Here is a 24,286-nt window from a genome sequence, read left to right on the forward strand (position 1 = left end):
GTCCCGCCGCTGGAGGCTCCCGGGCCGCCGCAGGGCGGGCACGCCCCCGGCTACCGGGCCGGGCGCACCCTGTCGCTGCGGGTGGAGGCGCTGCGCCAGCTGCGGCGGCGCCGGACCCTGGTGATCGCCGGCGTGCTGGCCGCGCTGCCGGTGGTGATGGCAGTGGCCCTGGCCGTGGGCGACTCGGACGGGCGCCGCGGCAGCGGCAGCAACGGTTCGCTGCTGATGCAGCTGGCGACGGGCTCGGCGGTGAACTTCACCGTGACGGTGCTGTTCGTCTCGGCCGGCTTCCTGCTCGTGATCCCCGTGGCGCTGTTCTGCGGCGACACGGTGGCGTCGGAGGCGAGCTGGTCCTCGTTGCGCTACCTGCTGGCGGCGCCGGTGCCGCGGGGGCGGCTGCTGCGCAGCAAGCTCACCGTGGGCCTGGCCTTCTCCCTGGCCTCCTACCTGCTGCTGGCGGCCGCCTCGCTGCTGGTCGGCGGCCTCGCCTACGGCTGGGGCGGCCTGCAACTGCCCGCGGGCGGTTCGCTGCCGTTCGGCGAGGCGGTGCAGCGGCTGGGCGTCATGGTCCTGTTCGTCTACCTGACGCAGCTGGTGACCGCCGCGCTGGCGTTCTGGCTGTCGACGGTGACCGACGCGCCCCTGGGCGCGGTCGGCGGGGCGGTGGGCCTGACCGTCGTGGGCAACGTCCTGGACGCGGTGGAGGCCCTGGGCTCCTGGCGCGACCTGCTGCCCACGCACTGGCAGTACGCCTGGATCGACGCCCTGCAGCAGGAGGTCGTGTGGGACGGCATGGTCAAGGGGGTGGCGGTGTCGGCCAGTTACGCGCTGGTGCTGTTCGCCCTGGCCTTCCGGGGCTTCCGCGCCAAGGACGTCGTCTCCTGAGCCCGTGCGGTGCGGTTCCGGGACGGGGTCCGTCCCGGAACCGCACCGCGCGCCGCCCGGGCCCGGGCGGCGCGCCGCGGGTCAGGCCCTGCGGGCCTCGTTGGCCGCCTTGCGGGCCAGGATCGCCTGCTGCCGCTCCTCGAACTTGACGGCCTGGTCGTCCAGCCCGCCCATGAACAGGCCCAGTTCCTCCTGCGCCTTCAGCCCGTCGGGGCCCAGCCCGGTGATCTCGAGGACCTTCAGGTGGCGCAGCACGGGCTGGAGCACGTCGTCGTGGTGGATGCGCAGGTTGTAGATGCCGCCGATCGCCATCCGGGCCGCGGCCCGCTCGAAGCCGGGCATGCCGTGGCCGGGCATGCGGAAGCCGACCACGACGTCGCGCACCGCCTGCATGGTCTGGTCGGGGGCCAGCTCGAAGGCCGCGCCGAGCAGGTTGCGGTAGAAGACCATGTGCAGGTTCTCGTCGGTGGCGATGCGTGCCAGCATGCGGTCGCAGACCGGGTCGCCGGAGTGGTGGCCGGCGTTGCGGTGCGAGATGCGGGTGGCCAGCTCCTGGAAGGCGACGTAGGCGACCGAGTGCAGCATGCTGTGCCGGTTGTCGGACTCGAAGCCCTCCGACATGTGCGCCATGCGGAACCGCTCCAGCTGCACCGGGTCGACGGCCCGGGTGGTCAGCAGGTAGTCGCGCATGACGATGCTGTGCCGGCCCTCCTCGGCGGTCCAGCGGTGCACCCAGGTGCCCCACGCGCCGTCCCGGCCGAAGAGGGTGGCGATCTCGTGGTGGTAGCTGGGGAGGTTGTCCTCGGTGAGGAGGTTGACCACCAGCGCGGTCCGCGCGATGTCGGTGACCTTGGACTGCTCGATCGACCACGGCTCGCCGTCCAGGGGGCCGTCGAAGTTGCGCCCGTCGCTCCAGGGCACGTACTCGTGCGGCATCCACTCCTTGGCGACCTTCAGGTGCCGGTTGATCTCGGTCTCGACGACCTCCTCGAGGGCGTGCAGCAACTGCGTGTCGCTCCAAGCGGCCGACCCAGTGCGGTGGGCAGGGGCAGTGGTCATGGTTGCTGGCTCCTCGAACTGCGGCACTTCACCTACGGATCCGTAGGTTACGACACCGTAAGTTGGCAGCCCCCGAAAACGCAACAGCCGCCGGCGGGACCGGCGGCTGCGCGGTGTACGGAAAACACCCGGACGGGTGCCCAACACCCCTTTGTCCGTAGGGAGTCAGGACCAGGGAAGCTGCGACCTGCGCCTCCAGTACTCGGGTGCCGGTTCGGCGAGGGAGTCCAGGCGGCCGAGCTGGTCGCCGGTGAGGCGCAGGCCGGCGGCGCCGAGGTTGGAGACGAGCTGGCCGGCCGTCGCGGCACCGGACAGGACGATCCCCGCCCACGGCCGGTGGAGCACCGCCGCCAGGGCGACCGCGTCGCAGCCGGCCCCGGTCTCCCCGGCGACCTCCCGCAGGGCCGGGGGGACGGGGTGGTCCGGGTGCCCGGCGGCCAGGCGACCGTTGGCCACGCCCTCCTTGACGATCACCGTCCAGCCGGCGTCGTGCGCCTCGGCCAGGGCCGCCCCGGCGGAGGGCTCCAGCAGGTTCCAGGTCGACTGCACGCTGCGGAAGAGCTGCTCGCCGTCCACGGTGACCTCCAGCGCCGCGCGGACCGCCGCGGCCTGCCCGGGACCGCTGGTGGACAGTCCGACGGTCACGCCGTCGGCGGCCAGGGCCGCCAGGCGGGCGTGCAGGGCGGTGTCGGTCAGGGCGGGGCTGTCCGGGGTGACCGAGTGGATCTGGTAGAGGTCCAGCCGGTCCCCCAGCAGGGCGCGCGTCTCGGCCAGCTGGCGGTCGAAGGTGGCGGCGCCGTGGTCCTTGACCTCGTGCACCCGCGCGTCGGTGCGCCAGCCGGCGGTGTAGGAGTAGCCCCACTTGCTGCCGACGACCGCGTCGCCGGTGCCGGGGCGCGTCCGCAGCCACTCGGCGAGGAACTCCTCGGCCCGCCCGTAGGAGCGGGCCGTGTCCAGGTAGCGCACGCCCCGCTCCCAGGCGGTGTCCAGCACCTCGTGGGCGCGGGCGCGCATCGCGGCCACGGACCGCTCGGCCGGCAGGTCCCGGTCGCGGCCGAGGTTGATGTAGGCGGGGCGGCCGACCGCCGCCGTGCCCAGTCCGATCCGGGTGACGGCCGCGGGGCCGTCACCGGGGGCGGGCGCGGCGGCGAGCGCGGAGAGGCGGTCGGGTCCGGGGGTCATGGCGGGTGCGGTCTCCTGATCGGGTCCGGCGACGGGCCTGCCACGCTAGCCGCCCCGGCCCCCGTGCGCCGCACGTCCGCGCGGCGCCCGGCGGCGGTCCGCACGGCCTCCGTGCCGCGTCCGCCCTCAGGAGGCCGGCGCGTCCATGCGGGTGAGGCGCACCACGGGGATCTCCCGCGAGGTCTTGCGCCGGTACTCCTCGTAGGGCGGGTAGACCTCCAGCAGGTGCGGCCAGACCCGGGCCTTCTCCTCGGCCGGGAGGGTGTCGGCGCGGGCGGTGAACCGCTCGGTGCCCACGCGCACCCGCACCTCGGGGTTCTCCCGGATGTTGAGATACCAGGCGGGGTGCTCGTCCGCTCCCCCCTTGGAGGCGACGATCAGGTAGTCCTCGCCGTCGCGGCCGTAGATCAGCACCGTGCGGCGCCAGACGCCGCTGCGCCGCCCCTTGTAGTCCAGCAGCAGGCAGGGCGAGCCGTTCATGTCGGTGGCCTCGGTGCCCCCGACTCCTCGTAGCGCCGCGCCTGCTCGGCCACCCAGCCCTCCGGGCTGAGCACCACGTCCGCCTCGTCCGGTCCGTTCGTTCGCGTCATCTCGTGCAGCCTCCGCTTCGACGGTTCGTCGGCCGTTCCGACAGGAAACACTCTAAGGCGACGAAGCGTCCGAAAAACGGCATGCCGCGAGAGGTCCGGCTCGGGGGGGGTTTGCCGGACCTCTCGCGGTGGAGCGGGTGTGCGGGGCTGGTGGGGGAAGGGGGAGCCCGCGGGTCACACCCGGGAAATGCGGTTCTCGGGTCGGGTCGTGCCGTGTTACCAGATGAGGTCGTCCGGGGAGGCCGCAGCGGTGACGGCCGTGCCGGCGCCGGAGGACTCGGCGGAGGCCGAGGGCGCTCCGACGAACACTGCGGAGCCTGCGGCGAGCAGTACGACGAGGAGTGCGCGGGTGGCAGCGCGGGTCGTGAAACGCATGGCGGACCTGTCCGGTTGCGATAATTGACGGGGTGGGATGGAGAGTTCGGCGGGAGGCCGTTCGGAACCTCCTGCCACGAACATTCTGGCCGCCCGGACCCCCGGGAACACCGGTCTTCCGCCTTCCGGAAACGGACATGGCCCTTTGCGGACAGCACCGTCCGGATCTTGGGCACCTTGCAGCGGACGATCTGCGGTGACCGTACGCTGATCAGGGGTGGGGTAAACAACCGGTTGTCTGGTGGGGGTGTGCGCATGACCGAGGAACGCGTGCGGGTGAGGGCTCGTGAGCTCTACCGAATGGCTCTGGCCGACGCGGCCTGGACGCCGTCCAGGATCCGCGTCCGCACCGGCTGGAGCGCCGAGGAGCTGGAGCAGGCCCTGCAACGGCTGGCCCGCCTGGGCCTGGTGACGCCGTTCGACGAGGCGCCCAGCGGGTGGTCGGTCCTCTCCCCCGCGACCGCCATGGCACACCTGGTGGAGAGCAGCGAGCGGCGCACCGAGGAGCTGGTGGAGGCGGTCAGCCGCTCGCGGGCCGCCCTCGCCGAGGTCGCCGGCGACTACCAGGCCGTGCACACCGAGCAGTTCGCCGCCCAGCAGGTCGAAGTGGCCGTCCATCCGGCACAGGTGGCCGCGATCCTGGAGGAGGCGGCGCAGCGGGCGGGGTCGGAGATCCTCTCCCTGCACCCCGGACGGCCCTTCTCCCCGGCCCAGTTGCTGGCCGGCGACGAGCGCAACCGCGAGGCGATCAACCGCGGGGTCACCATGCGGTCCATACACCTGGCGGCCTCGGCCGCCGCCCCCCACATGCGCACCCACCTGCGGGAGCTCGTGCAGAGCGGGGCCGAGGTGCGCACCGCGGCCACCCTGCCGATGCGGCTGATCATCGTGGACCGGTCGCTGGCGATCGTCCCGGCGGAGGAGCCGGAGGACGAGAACGCCGCCATGGTGATCCGCAACGCCGCCCTGGTGTCCGTGCTGCGCAGGGTCTTCGACCACTGCTGGGCGTCGGCCGCCGACCTGCTGGTCGGCGACGGCGAGGGCGACGCGGGCTGGGCGGTGGCCGGCACCCGCAACCACGAGGTGGTCCGGATGCTGGCCGCCGGCCTCACCGACGAGGCCATCGGCCGCAAACTGGGCCTGTCCGACCGCACCGTCCGCCGGATCGTGGCCGAGCTGATGAGCCAGGTCGGCGCGGAGAGCCGCTTCCAGGCCGGCGTGAACATGGTGCGGCTCGGCTGGCTCGACGACGCTCCCCCGCCGCCCCTGTCGGGCGCACTGCCCGCCATCGGCTGAGCCCGGGGACCGGGCCCGGCCGGGCGGGCGGGCACGCCGCCCCGGGTCCTGCGGCTCCGGCATCGGAACCGGAAACCGGGGGACGCTCCGGGGCGGAGGTGGTCGCCGTGGAGGGTCCGGAGTACGACGTGGTGGTGGTCGGAGGGGGCCCGGCCGGGCTGAGCGCGGCCCTGGTGCTCTCCCGGGCCCGCCGCCGCGTGGCGGTGGTGGACGCGGGCAGTCCGCGCAACGCCCTGGCCACGCACATGCAGGGCTTCCTGTCGCGGGACGGGACGCCGCCGGGGGAACTGGCCGCGGCGGGCCGGTCCGAGATCACCGGTTACGGCGGCGAGGTGGTCGAGGACCGCGTGGAGGGCGCCGAACGGGCGGGGGGCGACGGGTCCGGTTTCCTCGTGCGCCTGGCCGGCGGCCGGGTACTGCGGGCCCGCCGCCTGCTCGTGGCCACCGGGCTGCGCGACGAGCTCCCGGACCTGCCCGGGCTGTCCGAGCGGTGGGGCGAGGACGTGCTGCACTGCCCGTACTGCCACGGCTACGAGGTGCGCGACACCCCGCTGGGCGTGCTGGGCACCATGGACGGCTCGGTCCACCAGGCGCTGCTGATCCGGAACTGGTCCCAGGACGTGGTGTTCTTCCCCCACACCCTCGGTCTCGCCGGGCACGAGCGGGAGGAACTGGACGCCCGCGGGGTGCGCGTCGTCGAGGGCGAGGTGGAGCGGCTGGTGGTGGACGGCGGCCGGCTGCGGGGGGTGCGGCTGGCCGACGGGACCGTGGTGCCCCGGGACACGCTGTTCGTCTCCCCGCGCTTCGTCGCCAACGACGAACTGCTGGTCGCCCTCGGCTGCGGGAGCGACGAGGACGGCTCGGCGGAGGCCGACTCCTTCGGCTGCACGAGCATGCCGGACGTGTGGGTGGCCGGGAACGTGGTGGATCCGGCGGCCCAGGTGGTCGACGCCGTCTCCCAGGGGTCGCGTGCCGCGGTGGCGATCAACGGCGACCTGGTGGACGAGGAGGTCCGGCGGGCGGTCGGGGAGCGCCGCGCCGCCCAAAGCGGGAACGGGAGCGGAACGGCCCGCGCGGGCCGGCGGGAGGGGTGACCTGCCGGGCAGGTCACCCCTCCCGCCGTGCCGCGCGCGGGCCGGCGCGGTGCTGATTCGCCGCTCCGGTGCCGCTTCGCAGGTGCGGTGCTACTCCGCCGGCGCGGCGGCCGGGCCGAGCAGGACCGGCAGCCGGAGGTGGCCGTTGGAGATGAACGACGCCACGGGCTTCAGCCCGCCCTCCGGCTCCACGAGCGTCAGCTCGGGGAAGCGCTCGAACAGGGCCGGCAGCGCGATCTGCGCCTCCAGCCGGGCGAGCGGGGCGCCCATGCAGTAGTGCACGCCGTGGCCGAAGGCGAGGTGCTCCTTGTCGGCCCGGGTGACGTCGAAGAGGTCCGCGTCCTCGCCGTGGTGCTGCGGATCGCGGTTGGCCGCAGCGTAGGCGGCGACGATGGCCTCGCCCTTGGCGATGCGGACCCCGTCGATCTCGATGTCCTCGACCGCGTAGCGCAGCGGCAGGTTGGCCACCGGCGACTGCTGGCGCAGGGCCTCGTCGATGACGTCGTCCCAGCTCGCCGCGCCGGAGCGGACGAGGGCCAGCTGCTCGGGGTGGGTGAGCAGGGCGTGGACGGCGTTGTCGATGAGGTTGACCGTGGTCTCGTGGCCGGCGCCGAGCACGAGGAGGAGGGTGTCGACCAGCTCGGTCTCGCTCAGGCGCTCGCCGTCCTCCTCCCGGGCGGCGATCAGGCCGCTGGTCAGGTCGTCGGTGGGCTCGGCGCGCTTCTCGGCGACCAGCTGGGTGAGGATGGAGTAGATGCGGTGCTGGTTCGCCACGGCCTCCTCGGGGGTGATGGAGGTGTTGAACAGCGTGTCGACCGCCGTCTTGAGGTCTTCGCGCACCGCGTCGGGGACGCCGAAGAGGGTGCAGATGACCTCGATCGGGATCGGATAGGCGTAGGTCTCGCGCAGGTCCACCGTCCGGCCGGGCTCGCGGGCCGCCAGGTCGTCGAGCAGCCCCTCGACGATCTTCTCTATGCCGGGGCGCAGGGCCGCGGTGCGGCGCGCGGTGAACGCCTTGGAGACCAGCGAGCGCAGCCGCCGGTGCTCGGTGCCGTAGGCGGTGAACATGTTCCGCACCGACACCCAGATGTGCAGCGGCCAGTCCTCGGGGACCTCACCGGCCGCGAAGGCGGGCCAGTGCTGCCGCGGGTCCTTGGAGACCCGCGGGTCGACCAGGAGCTTCTTCAGCAGGTCGAGGCTGGTCACCGACCATGCCACCACCTGGCCAGGGAGTTCGACCAGAGTCGCAGGCCCCTGCTTGCGGAGGTGCGCTCCCTCCCCGTGGATGTCGCTGCCGAGGGGGTCGAGGACGTAGGGGCAGGAGCGGGGTTCCATCGGCTCTCTCCACGTGTCGCGTCGTACTGGGCGTAGGCGGGTGCTGCGGCGGAACGGGCGGCCGCGGGGGCGGCCACCGGCGGGAAGACCACCGGCATGGTGGCGAGCGCCCGGTGGAAGGGGCCGGGCCGCCAGGCCAGCTCCTCGGGCGGGACGGCGAGTTCGAGGTCGGGCAGCCGGTCGAGGACGCGCTCGACGGCGACGGAGGCGATCACCCGGGCCGGCTCCTTGGCCGGGCAGTGGTGCGGCCCGGCGCTCCAGGCCAGGTGGGCGCGGTTGCCCTCGCGCCGGGAGGCGGCCAGGGCGGGGTCGTTGTTGGCCGCGGTGAAGCTGATCACCACGGGTTCGCCCGCGTACAGCGGCACCCCTTCGAGGAAGGTGTCCTCGTAGGGGAAGTGCACCGCGTAGTTGGCCATGGGCGGGTCGGTCCACAAAACCTCGTTGAAGGCGTCCTCGATGAGGAGCCTGCCCTCGCCCACGTCGCCGGCGAAGCGCTCGTCGGTGAGGAGCAGCCGCAGCGTGTTGGCGATCAGGTTCTGCTCCGGCTCGGTGCCGGCGCCCATGAGGAGGATGAGCTGGTGGATCATCTCCTCGTCGGTGAGCCGCACCGGGTGCTCGAGGAGCCAGGAGGTGATGTCCGCGCCGGGCTCCCTGCGCTTCATGGCGACCAGGTCGGCCATGCAGGCGGTCAGTTCGGCGTTGGCCCTCTCGGCGTCCACCCCGTCGAAGATGCCGGCCATGGCCACGACCAGCCGGTCGCCGTACTCGGGCGGGCAGCCGAACAGCTCGTTGAAGACGTACAGCGGCAGGAGCGCGGCGTACTCGGCGAGCAGGTCGGCCTCGCCGCGGGGGGCGAAGCGGTCGATGAGCATGTCGGCCGCGGACTCGACGTACCCGCGCACGAGGTGCATGTCCAGGCGGTCGAAGGCGCCGGTCACCGCGGCGCGGTACCGGGCGTGCACGGCCCCTTCGGTGAGCAGGCAGTTGGGGCGCGGGTGCATCATCGGCAGGACCGGGCTGTCGGCGGGGATGCGGCCCTCGACCAGGGCCCGCCAGCGGCGCGGGTCCTTGCCGTACTTGTCGGTGGTGCGCAGGACCTCCAGCGCGGCCCGGTAGCCGGTGACGAGCATGGCGTCGACGCCGGGCGCGAGCTCCACGGGTGCGGCCGCGCCCTGGCGGCGCAGGCGCTCGTAGAACATCGTCGGGCCGGCCGCGAACTCCGGTCCGTACAGCGGCATCCCGCCCCTGTTGTGCGCCGGACAGCCGGGGGGCGGCGCGGCGGCCGGTTCCGGTCGGTGGTTCACACGGCCTCCTGGACGGTGGTGCGGGTCAGCAGGTACTGGACGAGGGCGATCAGCGCCCGGAAGGCCGACGCCCGGTCCCGCGCGTCGCAGACCACCAGGGGGGTCTCGGGCAGGAGGTCGAGGGCCTCGCGGATCTCCTCCTCCGGGACGTCCGGGGAGTCGGCGAAGTGGTTGACGGCGACCGCGTAGGCCAGGCCGCGCTCCTCGAGCAGGTCCATGACGGGGAAGGAGCGGTCGAGCCACCGGGTGTCGGCGAGCACGAGGGCGCCCAGGGCGCCCTGGGTCATGTCCTTCCACAGCGGCATGAACCGCTCCTGGCCGGGCGCGCCGAACAGGTAGAGGACGAGGCTGTCGCTGACGGTCAGGCGGCCGAAGTCCATGGCCACGGTGGTGGTGGTCTTGCCCTGCGTGCCCGTGAGGTCGTCGATGCCCTCCCCCGCCTGGGTCATGACCTCCTCGGTGTGCAGCGGCCGGATCTCCGAGAGCGTGTTGACGAGGGTGGTCTTGCCCACCCCGAAGTGGCCGGTGATGACGATCTTCACGGCCCTGGTGACGGTGTCGCTGAGGTAGACGGGGTCAGGAGAGGGAACGGAGTCCATCGAGCAGCTCTTCCAGGATCCGGGCGTCGTGGCGCTGTGCCGGGGGGATGGGGGCGCGGGTGGTGACGTGGCCGCTGTCGACCAGGTCGGCGAGGAGGACCTTGGTGACGCTGACCGGCAGGGCGAGGTGCCCCGCGATCTCGGCGACCGAGAGCGCGCCGCCCCGGCACAGCTCCATCAGGCGCCGCTTCTCGGGGTTGAGGCCGGTCAGCGGCAGGTCCGTCGAGGCGATCACGAGGGTGACCAGGTCGAAGGTGTTGCGGGTGGGGTGGGCGCGGCCCTCGGTGACCACGTAGGGCCGCACCAGCCCCTTCCCCCGCTTGCGCGGGCTCATGCGACGCTGCCCGTGCCGTACCGCGGCGGACTGGTGAGTTCCTTGCCGAGGCGGTCCACCAGCTTCTGCATCCGGTAGGTCACCGCCTCCATGTCCACCGTGGTGTCGGCGGAGACCGCCAGGTAGGCGCCGGGGCCCGCCGCGACGACGAAGACGTACCCGGAGTCGAACTCGATGAGCGTCTGGCGCCACGGGTCGCCGGCGTGGCTGCAGAACTCGGCGGTGCTGCGGCTGATGGACTGCAGGCCCGACAGGCCGGCCGCCTGCCGCTCGGCCTCGTCCCGGTCGATGTTGGCCGAGTGGGCGCGCAGCATCCCGTCGGCGGAGAGCAGGATCGCGTGGAGGGCGCCCGGCACCTCCAGCGCGTCTTCGAGCATCCAGTTCAGGTTGCTGTTCATGCCTGGTTCCTTCGTCGGCCGACGCGGTCCCGGAGCGGCCCGAGCGGGTACCGCGCTGCCAGGCGCCCATGACGGAGGCGGTGTTCTCGGCAGGTCGGCGGGCCGGAACGGCGTCCGGTGCGGGTTGTGCGGGTTGTGCGGGGGACGCCGCCGCGGGTGCGGCGGCCCGGCGGCGGCGCTTGGGCAGGCCGCCGGCGGTGGTGGAGGGTCGTTCGGGGTGGCCGGCCGGCGGTGCGGTGCCGGCGGCCGGGGCGGGCGCCGGGCCTGGGCCGGGGCGGGCGCCGGGGCCTGGGCCGGGGCGGGCGCCGGGGCGGGGGCGGCCCGGTGCCGTCCCGCGGCGGGCCCGGGGCCGGCGCCGGTGCCGCGGGGGGCATCGCGGCGGCGGGACGGGTCCGCTCCGGGACGGCGGCGTCGTCGCCGATGCGGGTGAGCAGGTTGGTGGGCAGGAAGACCACGGCGCGAACACCTCCGTAGGGGGACTGGGTGTCCACCGAGACGCGGAAGCCGTACCGGGCGGCGAGCACGCCGGCCACGGGGAGGCCGAACTGCGGCGGGTCGCCGAGCCGGGTGACGTCCACGGCCCGTGCGCCGGACAGGACGGCGGTGGCCTGCCGGATCTCCTCGTCGTTCATGCCGACGCCGGCGTCGTCGATCACGATGGCGGTGCCGTTGTGCGTCGGCTGGACCTGCACCTCGACGGTGGTGTTGGGCTCGGAGTGGCGGGCCGCGTTGTCCAGCAGCTCGGCGACGGCCAGGACGACGGGTTCGACGGCCTGGCTGACCACGGCGGCGTCGGTGTGCCCGTGGACCACGACGCGGCGGTAGTCGCGGATGCGGGAGGTGGCGCCGCGCACGACGTCGCTGAGCGAGGAGGCGGCGCGCTGGCGGCCGGGCCACGAACCGCACAGCACGGCGATGGCCTGGGCGCGCCTGCCGAACTGGGAGTTGGTGTGGTCGATCTGCAGCAGGTCGCGCAGCACCTCGGGGTCGTCGTGCCGCTCCTGCATCTCGGAGATGGTCACCTGCTGCTCGTTGGCCAGGCTCTGGAGCGCGCGCATGGCGCCCTTGAGCGCTCCCTGCGCGGACTGGTCGGCGCGGGCCTGCGCCGTGCGCATCGCCTCGGAGAACTGCTGGACGACGCCCTCCAGCGAGTGCCCGAAGCCGGTGTCCGCGAGGCGCCCGTCGAGGGGGCCAGGCACGGTGGCCGGCTTGTGCCGCAGCACGTCCGCCAGCGCGGGCAGCCGCACGGCGTTCAGGTGGTGGGCCTCGGCGTCACGGGCGCGGACCGCGCCCTCCAGGGACAGGACCTGCCTGCGCAGGTTTCCCGTGACGTTCCGCTGACGGGCGAGCAGGACCAGGACGGCGAGGAGGCCTGCGGACAGGCACCAGAACACCGCCTCCGGTATGTGTTCAGTCATCAGTTCCGGACAGGGGTGGGAGAGGGCCGGCTGCGGCTCGCCAGCCGTGGTCGCGGCGCCCGGCCGGAACCGGCGGCGCCCGGCCGGTGCCTACGGCACCCGGGGGCGGGAGGCGCGGGCCCCGCGGAAGAGGGGGGCGGCGGCCGGTCCGGGCCGTCGGCAGCCCCCTCCGGCCGGGCCTTCCGCCCGCACTCGGGGACGGCCAGGGGGCGCGGGGTGCTGCGTGCCATGGGTCGTCCTCGCTCGGGTGGGGTGCGGGCGCCTCGCGGCGCGCCCCACACTGTACGCGTACGCCCGTTCACGCAAAAGCCGCCGGAGCGCGGCGTTCCGCGCCCCCCGCCCGCCGAATCCGGTACTTCGCACGATTCCCGACACCCCTTGCCGGCAACGGTCGTGACGCCGCGTCCGGCCCTTTCCGGCCGTCCCCGCGGCGGGCCGCGCGGGCGGCCGGCCCACCGCCCGGACGGGCGAATCCGCAGGTCACCGGGGCGGCCTCGGCGCCCTCCTGGCCCGCTCGCCCGACCTGTGGTGGGGTGGGGACGACGGCCGCCCGCACCGCCGCCGCCCGGCTGCGGGACGGCGGCCGGCGAGGAGGTGGAGTTCCTTGGGCAGGACGCACCCGGGAAGGGCGTCCTCGGGCAGGACGTCCTCGGGCAGGGCGCACCGGCCGGCCGGGCCCGGCCCGGCGGACCCCGCCGTGCTCGCGGCCGGGCTGAGGCGCGCCGGCGCGGCCGAGGTCGACGTCTCCACGAGGCGGCGGGCCGAGTACTCCACCGACGCCTCCCTCTACCGGGTCGTGCCCGCCGCCGTGGTGTTCCCCGGCACCCCGAGGAGGTCGCGGCGGTGCTGTCGTTCTGCCGGGAGGCCGGGGTGCCGCTCACCGCACGCGGCGCGGGGACCTCCGTCGCGGGCAACGCGGTCGGCACCGGGGTGGTCCTGGACTTCTCCCGCCACATGGGCCGGGTCCGGTCGGTCGACCCGGACGCCCGGACCGCGGTCGTCGAACCGGGCGCGCTGCTGTCCGCCCTGCAGCGCGCGGCGGCGCCGCACGGCCTGCGCTTCGGCCCCGACCCGTCGACCCGCAACCGCTGCACCCTCGGCGGCATGATCGGCAACAACGCCTGCGGTCCGCGCGCCCTCGCCCACGGCCGCACCGCCGACAACGTCGAGCGGCTGACGGTGCTGGCCGGCACCGGAGAGCTGCTGACCGCACGGCGCGGCGCCGGACACGGCACCGGCTCCCCCGCCCTGACCGCGCTGCGTCAGGTTGTGCGGGACAACCTGGAGGTCGTCCGCACCGAGCTGGGCACGTTCGCCAGGCAGGCCTCCGGATACTCGCTGGAGCACCTGCTGCCCGAACGCGGCTTCGACACGGCGCGGATGCTGGTGGGCACCGAGGGGACCTGCGCGGTCACCCTCGACGCCACCGTGCGTCTGACCGGTCCCCGCCGCCACGGCCCTGGCCGTGCTCGGCTACCCGGACATGGCGACCGCCGCCGACGACGTGCCCGCCCTCCTGCCGCACCGCCCGGTCGCGCTCGAGGGCATCGACGCCCGGATCGTGCGGGTCGTCCGCGACCGCCGGGGGCCGGACGCGGTGCCGCCGATGCCGGCCGGCGGCGGCTGGCTGTTCGCCGAACTCGCCGGCGACACCACCGCGCAGGCACGGGCCGCGGCCGCGGGGCTGCTGTCCGACGCGTCCGCCGTCGACTCCACCGTCGTCACCGACCCGGCCCGGGCCGCGGCCCTGTGGCGCATCCGCGAGGACGGGGCAGGCCTGGCCGGACGCGCCCCGTCCGGGGCCCCGGCGCACTCCGGCTGGGAGGACGCCGCGGTGCCGCCCGGACACCTGGGCGCCTACCTGCGCGACTTCGACGCCCTGATGGCCGAGCGCGGGCTGACCGGCGTGCCGTACGGGCACTTCGGCGACGGGTGCCTGCACGTGCGCATCGACTTCCCCCTGGACCACCCGGCGGCACCGGGGTGCTCCGCTCCTTCCTCACCGACGCCGCCCGCCTGGTCGCCTCCTACGGCGGCTCGCTCTCCGGCGAGCACGGCGACGGCCGGGCCCGCGGCGAACTGCTCCCGCTGATGTACTCGGAGCGGGCCCTGGCCGCCTTCGCCGCCGTCAAGGACGTCTTCGACCCCGACGACCTGCTCAACCCCGGCGTGCTCGTGCGCCCCCGCCCGCTCGACGCCGACCTGCGGGTGCCCGCCGCCCCGCCGCTCCGCCACGGCCTGGCCTTCTCCTACTCCGGGGACGGCGGCGACTTCTCCACCGCCGTGCACCGGTGCACCGGCGTGGGCAAGTGCCGGGCCGACACCACCGCCGCCGGCGGGGTGATGTGCCCGTCCTACCTGGCCACCGGGGACGAGAAGGACTCCACCCGCGGCCGGGCCCGGGTCCTGCAGGAGATGGTCAACGGCTCACTTGTCACGGACGGCTGGCGCTCCCGCGAGGTCCTCGACGTGCTCGACCTGTGCCTGGCCTGCAAGGGCTGCTCCTCCGACTGCCCGGCCGGGGTGGACATGGCCCTGTACAAGGCCGAGGTGCTCCACCACGCCTACCGCCGCAGACCGCGCCCGCTGTCCCACTACTCGCTCGGCGCGCTGCCGCGCTGGGCCCGGGCGGCGGCCTTGGCGCCCGGCGCGGTCAACCGGCTGCTGGCCCTGCGGCCCGCGGCCTCCCTCGTGCGGCTGCTCGGCGGCATCGACCGGCGGCGGGAGCTGCCGCGCTTCGCACCGCGCACCTTCCGCCGGTGGTTCGCGGACCACGACCCGGCCCCCGGCACCCCGGTGCTGCTGTGGGTCGACACCTTCACCGACCACTTCGCGCCCGAGGTGGGCGTCGCCGCCGTGCGCGTCCTGGAGGAGGCCGGGTTCGAGGTCCGCGTCACGGACCGGCCGGTGTGCTGCGGCCTGACCCGGATCAGCACCGGTCAGCTGGACGCCGCCCGCCGCGTCCTGCGCCGCGGGCTGGACGCGCTGGCCCCCCACGTCGGGGCCGGCGTCCCGGTCGTCGCCCTTGAACCGTCGTGCGCCGCCGTGCTGCGCTCCGACGCGCTCGAACTGCTCGGACCGGACGACCCGGCCGCCTCCCGGGTCGCGGAAGCCACCCACACCCTGGCCGAACTCCTCGCCCGCCACCGGCCGCAGTGGTCCCCTCCCCCGCTCGACGGTGTCGAGGCCGTCGCCCAGCCGCACTGCCACCACCGCGCCGTCATGGGCTGGCAGGCCGACGAGCGGCTGCTGCGGGAAGCGGGCGCCACCGTCCGCGCCGTCGGCGGCTGCTGCGGCCTGGCCGGCAACTTCGGTGCCGAACGCGGCCACCACGACGTCTCCGTGGCGGTGGCCGAGACCGCCCTGCTGCCCGCCGTGCGCGGCCTGGCCGGGGGCGGGACGGTGCTGGCCGACGGCTTCTCCTGCCGCACCCAGCTGGACCAGCTCGCCGGGCGCCGGGCCCTGCACCTCGCCCAGCTCCTGGCGTCACGGCTGCCCCGCAGGGAACCGTGACCGCCCGGCCGGCGTGCGAACGGCCTACGGACTGCCCACGGCCGGCGCCCGGCCGATGTACGGCCGATGTACGGCCGGTCAGTGCTCCGCGTCGTCGGGGCCGGTGGTGAACCAGACCTCCTTGCCGCCGGGCAGGCGGACCGTACCCCAGTCGTGGACGGAGTGCACAAGCAGGAACAGGCCGCGCCCGTCCTCGCTGTCCCACTCCGGCTGCCGCACCACGGGCATCCTCGGGTCGCCGTCCCGCACGGCCACCCGCACCCCGCCCGGGGTGCGCCGGACGTCGAGGACGCACCGGCCGCCGGGCACGTGCTTGTGCACGTTGGCGAGCAACTCGCCGACCCCGAAGACCGCTTCGCGGACGTGGTCGGCACGTTCCCACTCCACGAGGCGGTCGCGGACCAGTCGCCTCACCGGTGGATCGTGGCCGGGTCGACCCGGAGCGACATCTCGAAACGGGCCGCCCGCTGTGCGGCGGCGCTGTGGGAGGGGGAGAGGGAGGGCATCGGCGGTCCTGACATCGTCCCCAGCAGTCCGCCCGCCCTCGGGGTTCCGCCGCGGGGGCGGGTGCTGGGGTGGGATCGGATGGCCGTCGAGGGAGGCACGCGCGGCAGCCGCCCGCCGTCGGGAACGCGTCCTGTCGGGCAGCGGTGCACACGTCCGGATTATGGCGCACACTCCGGCAAGTAAGGTTAACCTTACTTGCCGGGTTCCTGGGAAGGCGGAACCCCGGGGGCGGCACCCGACCACCAGTCAAGTCCCTTTCAGGACAAGCAGGTTGAGGCGGACGGCTCCGTCCCCCGTGTCACGGCCCACCACAGCCCCTTCGCCCCCGCGGCACCCGCGGGCCCCGGCGGCCCCTTCAGCCCCTTCGGCCCCCTCGGCCTCGCAGCCCCTTCGGCCCCGCAGCCTCCTCGGCCCGGCCCGGGGGGCGTTCAGGACGCCGGCGTTCGGCCGCCGCCCTCCGCCCGCAGGGCGGGCGGCGCCGTCAGGTCTGCGTCGACGGCCCCGCCCCGGGGGCCTGCGCTCCCCAACTCCTCCAGCAGCCGCTGCGACCACCGGGTCAGGCCGGCCACGTCGATCCCGTGCGGCGGACGCTCCTGATAGGGCGCCACGTTCTCGACAGCGCGCCTCAGCAGCGCCCCCGCCCCCGCGCGGTTGCCCCGCAGCGCGTGGGTCAGGCCGACGGCGAACTGGGCCAGCCCCCGCCACAACGCCCGCTCCGGCTCCGGGGAGGACTTCCAGGCGTCCTCGAGCACCTCGTGCGCGTGGAACGGCATCCCGTCGTCGAGGAGCCGCTGCGCCTCGGCCAGCGCCTCCTGCGGCGACCTCACCACACCCTCCGGCAGGCGCGGCACCCCGGGGACCCGTACGGGAGCGGGCGGCCCAGGCCGTCGCGGGGCCGTGCGTTGCGGGCCCGCCCGGACGGGTCCCGGTCCCGCTCCCGGCCCCGGTCCGCAGCGGGCGGCCGCTCCGCAGCGCCCCGCCCCGGGCCCCCGGCCCCGGCAGCGCCGCCGTCGGCCGTGCCGCCGTGGGCAGCGCCGTCGCCGTCGGCGCCGACCGTCCCCGGCCCGCCGTCCTCCGGCAGCGCCCCGCAGTTCCCGCAGGCGCGCCCCGGTGGCTCCTCGCGCACCCGGCCGCACTCGGGGCAGACCCGGTCCAGCCAGCAGGCCGGGTCGCCGCCCCTCCTGCCCTCGCTCGTCGCTCATCCCCCGATTGTCCCCCGCACACCCCTCCCCCGGCAGGCCCTCCCGCGGACCGCCCGGACGTACAGTGGGCGGGCGGGGAGAACGGGGCGGAGAACCACCGGAGGGCTGCGCGATGAACGGTCCTGCACCCGGCGCCGACCGCCCGGTGCCGCTCGCCCGGGCCCTGGCCGCCGGCCCCCTGGTGCTCGACGGCGGGCTGTCCAACCAGTTGGAGGCGGCCGGCCACGACCTGTCGGGCGCCCTGTGGTCCGCCCGCCTGCTGCGCGACCGGCCGCAGGCCCTGGTCGACGCGCACCTGGCATACCTGCGGGCGGGCGCGGACGTCGTGACCACCGCCGGGTACCAGGCCACCTTCGAGGGCTTCGCCGCGCAGGGCGTCGGGCGGGCCGAGGCCGAGGAACTGCTGCGCCGCAGCGTGGAACTGGTGCGTCGGGCCGTCGCGCTGGCCCGGGCCGAGGGGATGCGGCGCCCGGTGTGGACCGCGGCATCGGCGGGCCCTACGGGGCGATGCTCGCCGACGGCTCGGAGTACCGCGGCCGGTACGGGACGGGCGTCCGCGCGCTGGAGCGCTTCCACCGTCCCCGGCTGGAGGCACTGGCCGCCGCCGGCCCGGACGTGCTGGCCCTGGAGACCGTCCCGGACGCCGACGAGGGCCGGGCTCTGGTGCGAGCGGTGCGCGGACTGGGCGTTCCGGCCTGGCTGTCCTACAGCGTCCGCGGCGACCGCACCTGCGCCGGGCAGTCGCTGGAGGAGGCGTTCGCGGTCGCGGCGGACGCCGAGGAGATCGTCGCGGTGGGCGTCAACTGCTGCGCCCCCGAGGACGTCGGCCAGGCGGCGCGGACCGCTCTCCGGGTGACAGGCAAACCGGTGGTGGTCTACCCGAACAGCGGAGAGCGGTGGGACGAACGGGCCCGCACCTGGCGCGGCGGGGCCACGTTCACCACCGACCGGGTGTCCGGCTGGACACGGGCGGGCGCGCGCCTGGTCGGCGGCTGCTGCCGGGTCGGACCGCGCACCGTCGCCGAACTGGCCCTACTCCTCGGCCGGACCCCGGAACCGGGCCCGCTCGGGCGCACCTGACCGCGGGGAACCGGACCGGGACAGGGCCCGCCGCACGCCCCCGAACCGGATCACGCGGGGACACGCGGCAACCGGCCGACGGAACGCACCGGCACGGCACGCCGGACCGTCAGCACCAGTGGGGGCCTTGCCGATGTTCTTGATGTACCGGGCGGAGGCGAAGGCCCACTTGCCGTCGGCCAACTTGTACCAGCGGGGGTTGCCCTTGACGTTCTGGCTGTTGACCTTGCACTTGATGGAGACCACGGTGCCGTGCTTCAGGTGGCCGACCACCTTGCCCCCGGTGTCGGGACGGTTGCGGACCAGCAGCCCGGTGCGGGCGATCACCTTGCCCTTGTAGAGCTTCTTCCCGGAGTGCTCCCCCTCACCACGGTCCTTGTCCTTGTCCTTGCCGTGGTCCTTGTCCTTGCCGTGGTCCTTGTCCTTCCCGTGGTCCTTCCCGTGGTCCTTGTCCTTCCCGTGGTCCTTGTCCTTCCCGTGGTCCTTGTCCTTCCCGTGGTCCTTCCCGTGGTCCTTGTCCTTCCCGTGGTCCCAGTCGTCGCCCTCGTCGTGGCAACCGCCGTCGCCCCAGTCGCGATCGTCCTCGTCGTGCCTGTCCTGGTCGTTCCGGTCGCCCCGGCCCTCGTCGTCCCGGTCGTACCGGTCGTGCCTGCCTTCGTCGTCCCGGTCGTCCCGGTCGTGCCTGCCCTCGTCGTCCCGGTCGTCCCGGTCGCCCCGGCCCTCGTCGTCCCGGTCGTACCGGTCGCCCCGGCCCTCGTCGTCCCGGTCGTACCGGCCCTCGTCGTCCCGGTCGTACCGGCCCTCGTCGTCCCGGTCGCCCCGGCCCGGGTCGCCGTCGTCGTTCCCGGCCCGGGACCTGCGGTCCTCCTCGTAGTCCCTGTCGTGTTCCTCGCTCCGGCATCCGCCGTGGGAGTCGTCGGCGCGGGCCGACGATCCCGAGCCGACAGCATCCGTCGCCTGGCCGGTGGCCTGGGCCGGTCCGATCGTGCCCGCGGCCGCGAACGCGGCGGCCGCGGCTGCGATTCCGAGCTTGGCGGTTGCCGACTGGAACTTCACTGTGTCCTCCGGAAAGGTGAAGACCTCGGGGAGAGGCATGCGGACTGCCGCAGGCGCGGTGCGGGCCGGCTGTTGAGCCATCGACAGTCCGGCGTGCGGTTCCGAACCCGCAATCAGAAGCCCTGTATGGGCCATATGTCCCGTTTGAGACTCCTGCGGGTCTGACAGTAGGTCGATTACCGAGCGGGTGCAATCCATGACTTTCCGAACTCACCCGACTGCCCGTCACACCGCGGCCCGATTCGCCCCGGACGGGAATCCTCTGCCCGGGAGGAAGTTCCCCGGCAGTTGGACGGGGTTCTCCGGCATTTGAGAACGTTGACCGGTCCGTGCCGCCATGGATACGTTGTGGTTCGCACGCCGCGGGCGTCCGCGTCCGCGACAGCGAGGAACCATGGATTCGCGGCGCCGGCCCGGGCGCCCCGCGAAGGGAGCGCCGCCCGTGGAGCGAGAATTCGACGCCGCCCCTCCGACCGCCTCGTCGGCCGCGCCGCCGTCCTCGACCGGGCGCGCGCTCAGTTGTCCTCGGGCGGCAGCGTGCTGCTGTCGGGGCCGGCGGGCATCGGGAAGTCGGCGGTCCTGCGCGCCCTCACCGAGGAGTTCGGCGGCGGCGCGGTGGCCGTCCTGCGCTGCTCGCCCACCGAGTCGGAGTCCCACCTCCCCTTCCTCTCCCTCATAGACCTGCTGGAGTTCGCCGCGGGAGAGGTGTCGGACTCCCTCCCCGCCCCGCAGCGGGCGGCTCTCGAGGCCGCGCTGACCGGACGGGCCGACTCGAGCGACCAGCCCGAGGGCCTGGCGCTGCGCCTGGCCGTGCTCTCCGTACTGAGGACCCTCGCCGGGCGGGCGCCCGTGCTGGTCGTGGCCGACGACCTGCAGTGGATGGATCCGGTCAGCACGGAGCTGCTGGCCTTCGCAGCCCGCCGCCTGGGCGGGCTGCCGGTGCGGTTCCTGGCCGCCGTGCGCACGGGCACTGACCGGAGGGCTGCGAGGAGGTGCAGTTGGGCTGCCTGGCCTCGCTTCCCCGGCAGCCCCTGGTCCTGCGGGTCCCGCCGCTGTCCACGCACCAGTTGTCGGAGCTGCTGGCCGACCGCGAGGAGCACCCGGCCCTGCACTCCTCGGTCCTCCAGGACATCCACCGCACGAGCGGCGGGAACCCCTTCTACGCGCTGGAGCTCGCCCGCGCGCTGGCGGAGCGTCCCGTACCGCCGCGCCCGGGGAGCCCTGCCGGTGCCGACCGGGCTGCGCACCCTGGTGCTCAACCGGCTCGGCGCGCTCTCCCCCGAGGCGCGCACCACCCTGCTCATCGCCGGCGCCGGGGCGCGTCCCACCCTCGCCCTGCTGCGCGAGTGCGGCCGTCCCGCCGCGGAGGCCGAGATCGCCGAGGCGGCGGAGCTGGGCATCGCCCGCCTGGACCCGGACGGCGTGGTCCGGTTCACCCATCCCCTCATCTCCGCGGCCCTCTACTCCGAGGCCCCGTCGGGGGCGCGGCGCGAAGCGCACACCGCGCTGGCCGGGGCGACCTCCGACCCGATCGAACGGGCCCGGCACCTGGCGCTGGCCACCTCCGGCGAGGACGAGCACGTCGCCCGCACCCTGGAGGGGGCGGCGTCGGTGGCCCGGGAGCGGGGGGCTCCGGCGGCCGCCGCCCGGCTGGGGCTGCTGGCGGCCGACCGCACTCCTCCCGAGAACCTGCCGGAGGTGCTGCGGCGCAGGCTGTGCGCCGCCGAGGACGCCCTGGTGGCGGGTGACACGGCGCTGGCGCGCGGTACCGCGCGCGAGGTGCTGGCGCAGGCCGTGCTCCCGGCGGACCGGGTGCGGGCCTGGATCGTGGTGATCGACTCCGCCGGGCAGGCCATGGCCGACGTGGACGACGCCTTCCCGCAGGCCCTGGCCGACGCGGGCGAGGACCCCCGCCTGCTCGCACCCCTGCTGTACCAGGTCTCCTGGCGGGCGGCGCTGGTGGAGGGGTCGCTGACCCGGGCCCGCGAGGTGGCCGCCCGGTCCGCCTCCCTCGCTGCCCGGGTGGGCGACCGCAGGACCGAGCTGCTGGCGCTGGCCTTCCAGGCCCTGACCGAGACCCTCTCCGGGCATCCGGACGCCGAGCAGACCCTGGAGCGGGCGCTGCAGGAGCCCCAGGACCCCCGGGTGGCCTGCGACCACAACGGTCCCGGATACCTGCGGTTCAGCTGCCTGCTGATGGGGGACCGCCTCGACGAGGCCCGGGCCGCCCTGGCCCCTGGTCCCGATCGCCCGGCGGCGCGGTGCGGTGGAGAGCGAGATCCTGTTCCTGCGCGGACTCGCCGACACCGAGCTGCGGGCCGGCCGGTGCGAGACGGCACTGGAGCTGGCGCACGAGAGCCTGCGGCTGGCGGAGGACGTGGGGGTCGGCGTGGGGCCGGCACTGCACCTGGCGGCCCTGGCCGAGGCCGCGGGCGGTTCCGTGCAGCGGGCGCTGTCCCTGGCGCACAGCGGCATCCGCAGGTCCGAGGAGGACGGCGACCGGGTGTTCCTGACCCGCTCCCTGACCGCGCTGGGCCACGCCAGGCTCATGGGATCGGACGCGCACGGGGCGGTCGTCGCGCTGCGCCGGGTCCGCGAACTGGAGGAGGACCAGGGCGTCGCGGAGCCCGCCCGGGGCCGTTGGCAGGGCGACCTGGCCGAGGCCCTGGTGCGGGTCGGCGCGCTGGCGGAGGCGCAGGAGGTCATCGACATCACGCGCGACGCCGCCGTGCGGCTGGGGCGCGGGAGCGTGCTGGGCGTGCTGGAGCGCGCCCAGGCGCTGCTGACCGCCGAACGCGGCGACCTGGACGGGGCGGCGGCCGGGCTGCGGGCGGCCGGCGAGAGGCTGGGCCGGCTCGGCTACCGGCTGGAGGAGGGGCGCACCCGCCTGGCGCTGTACGGGGTGGAGGCGCAGCGGTGCGGGCCGGGTGCGGCGCGGGCCGTGCTGGAGGAGAGCGCGCGGATCTTCCGGCGGGCCAAGGCGCTTCCCTGGCTGGAACTGGTGGCCGCAGCGCGCGAGCGCGCCGGCCACCGCTCCCCCCACCTGTCGCGGGGGTCCGCCGCGATCTCCCTGGTGACGCCCCCGGCCGCCGACGGGGCGGCCTCCTCGGAGCCGTCCGCGTCCTCCTCTTCCTCCCTGTCCTCCCAGGACTCCGCGGTCGCGGTCCTCGCGGGCGGCAGGCTCGACTCCCTGGCCGAGATGGAGCGCAGGGTGGCCGCGCTCGTCCTGGAGGGCTCCACCAACCGCGAGATCGCGGCGCAGCTGTTCGTGAGCGTGAAGACCGTCGAGGCCACCCTGACCCGGGTGTACCGGAAGCTGGGAATCCGATCCCGCGTGGACATCGTCCGGCTCGCCGCCCTCAGGACCGGCTGACCGGCCGGCGGGCTCCTGAAGGGCGCCGCCCGCAGGTCCGGCCTGCGGGCCCGGCCTGCGGACCGCGTCCCTCGCCCGACCCGGAGCACTAAGGGGAAGGGCGGGGGACGGTCAGGCGGTGCGCCGGCCGACACCGGGGAGAAAACGTCCGGTGCGGGCGGCGTAGGCCTCGTACGCGGCGCCGTGCACGGCCTTGAGGTACGGCTCCTCGACGACGCGGACCTGGAGCCGGACGGCGACGACCAGGCAGGCCAGGGCGAGGAGGGAGACCGGGTTCGGGACCATCAGGGCCAGGCCGACCGCCGTGAGGACCATGGCGGTGAAGACGGGGTTGCGGACGTGCGCGAACAGCCCGCCGGTGACCAGCGTGGTGCGTTCGCCCGCGTCCACGCCCACGCGCCACGAGGCCCCCATGTTCGTCTGCGCGGCCGAGGTGGCCGCCACCCCGCCAGCGTGACCACCAGTCCGGCCCACCGGACGGCGGGGGCGGCGGCGGTGGGCAGTCCGGCGAGTTCGGCCACCGGGGCGGCGGCCCCGCCGAGCAGAGCGGCCGCGAACAGCACCCCGGCCCACCAGGAGGCTTCGCCGGGACGGCCGGAGATGCCGCGGAAGCCGGCGTCCCCGGCGCGCCGCCGCTGCAGGACGGCGCGGACGCCGAAGGCGAACCCCGCCCATCCCAGGTAGAGGGCGAGTGCCGCCCAGGCCCAGCCGTTCATCAGCAGCACCCCTCGGCGTCGGCGTCGACGCACGTCCTGTCGGTCTCCACCGCCACCACCGCGGTGCGCAGGTCGTCCAGCGCGTGGCCGAGCCGCTCGTCGGCGAGCTCGTAGCGGGTGCGGCGGCCGTCGGGCACGGCCACGACCAGGCCGCAGTCGCGCAGGCATGCCAGATGGTTCGACAGCCGGGTGCGGGAGACCCCGAGCGCGTCGGCGAGGTCGGACGGGTGGGCGGGGGCGTCGCGCAGGGCGAGCAGGATGCGACAGCGGATCGGGTCGGCGAGCGCGCGGCCGAACCGGGCCAGCACCTCGATGTCGGGGGCAGCAATCAGCACGCCACGACAGTACAAGGAATCCTGAATTCAGGAAATCCTGTATCCAGGCTGCCGGGGCGCGGCCCACCCCCGGCGCGGACTGCCGGCACGGACGGCCGGGGCGGCGGCGCGGAAGGAGAAGCCGCTCGCGGTGGGGCACCGGCACGCTCGCCCGCCCCGCGGGGCGGGCACCGAGGGTTTTCCCCGCGTCGCCCGCGCAGGGAGTTCCCTCATTGGGCCGAGGCATCCCGGACCGTAGCGTAAAGCGGTGACGGAGGTCGGAACACCAGGTCAACGCAGCACCACGACCCGGGGGTTCCCCGCCCCCTCCGTCCTCGGCCGGCCGGCATCGTCCCCTGGGGCGAGGGCTGCGCCCGGGCGGGCCGCCCCGGCGTCCGCACCGGGCCGACCACGCTCTCCTCGCAGGTGACGGACCAGGGCGACTCCTGACCGGACGGCCGTCCACGGACGGCGGAGCCCGGGTGCGGTGACAGTGCTCCCGCACCCGGGCACCGCGCATTCTCCGGGGCCGCGCCCCGGAACGGCCCGTTCGAACCGTCCGAATCGTCCGAACCCCGACGCGCCGTCAGAGCCCTGAGCACCCCGCCGGGCCCTGCCCGCCGTGCGTCCTCCGCCCGGCGGGCAGGACCCGGCCG

General features: G+C 75.1%; 18 protein-coding genes and 5 pseudogenes. 8 read left to right on the forward strand and 15 right to left on the reverse strand.

Going from position 1 to position 24,286, the window contains the following annotated elements:
* Positions 1-9: 9 nt before the first annotated feature.
* Positions 10-885, forward strand: coding sequence for an ABC transporter permease (locus GQS52_RS02980; protein WP_182316173.1), 876 nt, complete (start codon positions 10-12; stop codon positions 883-885).
* An 81-nt stretch (positions 886-966) separates the two neighbouring features.
* Here GQS52_RS02980 and GQS52_RS02985 read toward each other — a convergent pair whose 3' ends face one another.
* From GQS52_RS02985 to GQS52_RS03000, 4 genes and pseudogenes are all read right to left on the reverse strand, one after another.
* Positions 967-1,944 carry an acyl-ACP desaturase gene (locus tag GQS52_RS02985; RefSeq protein WP_182311537.1) on the reverse strand — a complete coding sequence of 326 codons (978 nt, stop codon included), beginning with the start codon at positions 1,942-1,944 and terminating at the stop codon, positions 967-969.
* 165 nt (positions 1,945-2,109) lie between these two features.
* Positions 2,110-3,126 (reverse strand): aldo/keto reductase, encoded by a 1,017-nt coding sequence (locus GQS52_RS02990; protein ID WP_182311538.1) that lies wholly within the window; start codon positions 3,124-3,126, stop codon positions 2,110-2,112.
* Between the two features lie 126 nt (positions 3,127-3,252).
* Positions 3,253-3,716: pseudogene (locus GQS52_RS28180) on the reverse strand (nitroreductase family deazaflavin-dependent oxidoreductase).
* 216 nt (positions 3,717-3,932) lie between these two features.
* Entirely contained in the window at positions 3,933-4,091 is a 159-nt protein-coding gene (locus GQS52_RS03000; RefSeq protein ID WP_182311539.1) for a hypothetical protein, read from the reverse strand.
* A gap of 255 nt (positions 4,092-4,346) precedes the next feature.
* Here GQS52_RS03000 and GQS52_RS03005 point away from each other — a divergent pair, with 255 nt between their 5' ends.
* Both GQS52_RS03005 and GQS52_RS03010 read left to right on the forward strand, forming a co-directional pair.
* Positions 4,347-5,387 carry a LuxR C-terminal-related transcriptional regulator gene (locus GQS52_RS03005; protein ID WP_182311540.1) on the forward strand — a complete coding sequence of 347 codons (1,041 nt, stop codon included), beginning with the start codon at positions 4,347-4,349 and terminating at the stop codon, positions 5,385-5,387.
* A 107-nt stretch (positions 5,388-5,494) separates the two neighbouring features.
* A complete protein-coding gene (locus GQS52_RS03010) occupies positions 5,495-6,481 on the forward strand; it encodes an NAD(P)/FAD-dependent oxidoreductase (protein WP_259370534.1) in 987 nt (328 codons plus the stop codon).
* 90 nt (positions 6,482-6,571) lie between these two features.
* On the opposite strand, the gene GQS52_RS03015 is transcribed toward GQS52_RS03010, so the two are convergent.
* The 6 genes from GQS52_RS03015 to GQS52_RS03035 all read right to left on the reverse strand — a co-directional run bounded on the left by GQS52_RS03015 (position 6,572) and on the right by GQS52_RS03035 (position 11,869).
* Positions 6,572-7,687 carry a cytochrome P450 gene (locus GQS52_RS03015; protein ID WP_346268219.1) on the reverse strand — a complete coding sequence of 372 codons (1,116 nt, stop codon included), beginning with the start codon at positions 7,685-7,687 and terminating at the stop codon, positions 6,572-6,574.
* Positions 7,684-9,054 carry a cytochrome P450 gene (locus GQS52_RS27295; RefSeq protein WP_259371024.1) on the reverse strand — a complete coding sequence of 457 codons (1,371 nt, stop codon included), beginning with the start codon at positions 9,052-9,054 and terminating at the stop codon, positions 7,684-7,686. Before GQS52_RS27295 ends, GQS52_RS03015 begins: the two co-directional genes overlap by 4 nt.
* Positions 9,055-9,116: 62 nt before the next feature.
* The gene (locus tag GQS52_RS03020; protein ID WP_182311543.1) at positions 9,117-9,719 is read right to left on the reverse strand and encodes an ATP/GTP-binding protein; all 603 of its coding nucleotides are present in this window, start codon (positions 9,717-9,719) and stop codon (positions 9,117-9,119) included.
* The gene (locus tag GQS52_RS03025) at positions 9,697-10,053 is read right to left on the reverse strand and encodes a DUF742 domain-containing protein (protein ID WP_182311544.1); all 357 of its coding nucleotides are present in this window, start codon (positions 10,051-10,053) and stop codon (positions 9,697-9,699) included. Before GQS52_RS03025 ends, GQS52_RS03020 begins: the two co-directional genes overlap by 23 nt.
* Positions 10,050-10,451, reverse strand: a complete 402-nt coding sequence (locus GQS52_RS03030; RefSeq protein ID WP_182311545.1) for a roadblock/LC7 domain-containing protein — start codon at positions 10,449-10,451, stop codon at positions 10,050-10,052. Before GQS52_RS03030 ends, GQS52_RS03025 begins: the two co-directional genes overlap by 4 nt.
* Positions 10,448-11,869: an ATP-binding protein gene (locus tag GQS52_RS03035; RefSeq protein ID WP_182311546.1), complete on the reverse strand. Its 1,422-nt coding sequence runs from the start codon at positions 11,867-11,869 to the stop codon at positions 10,448-10,450. The genes GQS52_RS03030 and GQS52_RS03035 overlap by 4 nt, the downstream gene beginning before the upstream one ends.
* A 228-nt stretch (positions 11,870-12,097) precedes the next feature.
* On the opposite strand from GQS52_RS03035, the pseudogene GQS52_RS27300 reads away from it, so the two are divergent.
* The 3 genes and pseudogenes from GQS52_RS27300 to GQS52_RS27310 all read left to right on the forward strand — a co-directional run.
* Positions 12,098-13,021: pseudogene (locus GQS52_RS27300) on the forward strand (FAD-dependent oxidoreductase); the annotation flags it as partial.
* A 313-nt stretch (positions 13,022-13,334) separates the two neighbouring features.
* On the forward strand, positions 13,335-13,961 hold the full coding sequence (locus GQS52_RS27305) for an FAD-linked oxidase C-terminal domain-containing protein (RefSeq protein ID WP_259371025.1): 627 nt from the start codon (positions 13,335-13,337) through the stop codon (positions 13,959-13,961).
* The gene (locus tag GQS52_RS27310; RefSeq protein ID WP_259371026.1) at positions 13,853-15,382 is read left to right on the forward strand and encodes an FAD-linked oxidase C-terminal domain-containing protein; all 1,530 of its coding nucleotides are present in this window, start codon (positions 13,853-13,855) and stop codon (positions 15,380-15,382) included. The genes GQS52_RS27305 and GQS52_RS27310 overlap by 109 nt, the downstream gene beginning before the upstream one ends.
* Positions 15,383-15,460: 78 nt before the next feature.
* Here GQS52_RS27310 and GQS52_RS03045 read toward each other — a convergent pair whose 3' ends face one another.
* Complete coding sequence (locus tag GQS52_RS03045; RefSeq protein WP_182311547.1) at positions 15,461-15,796, reverse strand: ATP-binding protein; 336 nt, start codon at positions 15,794-15,796, stop codon at positions 15,461-15,463.
* A 521-nt stretch (positions 15,797-16,317) separates the two neighbouring features.
* Positions 16,318-16,772: pseudogene (locus GQS52_RS03050) on the reverse strand (DUF309 domain-containing protein).
* A gap of 431 nt (positions 16,773-17,203) precedes the next feature.
* Between GQS52_RS03050 and mmuM the strand changes: the two are divergent.
* Positions 17,204-18,171 (forward strand): annotated as a pseudogene (mmuM, locus tag GQS52_RS03055) (homocysteine S-methyltransferase).
* On the opposite strand, the gene GQS52_RS27315 reads toward mmuM, so the two are convergent.
* Complete coding sequence (locus GQS52_RS27315; protein WP_259370536.1) at positions 18,124-19,227, reverse strand: SH3 domain-containing protein; 1,104 nt, start codon at positions 19,225-19,227, stop codon at positions 18,124-18,126. The pseudogene mmuM and the gene GQS52_RS27315 overlap by 48 nt on opposite strands.
* Before the next feature lie 453 nt (positions 19,228-19,680).
* Here GQS52_RS27315 and GQS52_RS03065 point away from each other — a divergent pair.
* A pseudogene (locus tag GQS52_RS03065) lies at positions 19,681-22,600 on the forward strand (AAA family ATPase).
* Positions 22,601-22,711: 111 nt separating this feature from the next.
* Here the strand turns inward: GQS52_RS03065 and GQS52_RS27320 are convergent.
* Both GQS52_RS27320 and GQS52_RS03075 read right to left on the reverse strand, forming a co-directional pair.
* Complete coding sequence (locus GQS52_RS27320) at positions 22,712-23,044, reverse strand: isoprenylcysteine carboxylmethyltransferase family protein (protein WP_259370537.1); 333 nt, start codon at positions 23,042-23,044, stop codon at positions 22,712-22,714.
* 271 nt (positions 23,045-23,315) lie between these two features.
* Positions 23,316-23,651, reverse strand: coding sequence for a metalloregulator ArsR/SmtB family transcription factor (locus tag GQS52_RS03075; RefSeq protein ID WP_182311548.1), 336 nt, complete (start codon positions 23,649-23,651; stop codon positions 23,316-23,318).
* Positions 23,652-24,286: the final 635 nt, after the last annotated feature.

Source organism: Streptomyces sp. SCUT-3, assembly GCF_014083985.1.
Classification (GTDB): domain Bacteria; phylum Actinomycetota; class Actinomycetes; order Streptomycetales; family Streptomycetaceae; genus Streptomyces_H; species Streptomyces_H thermolineatus.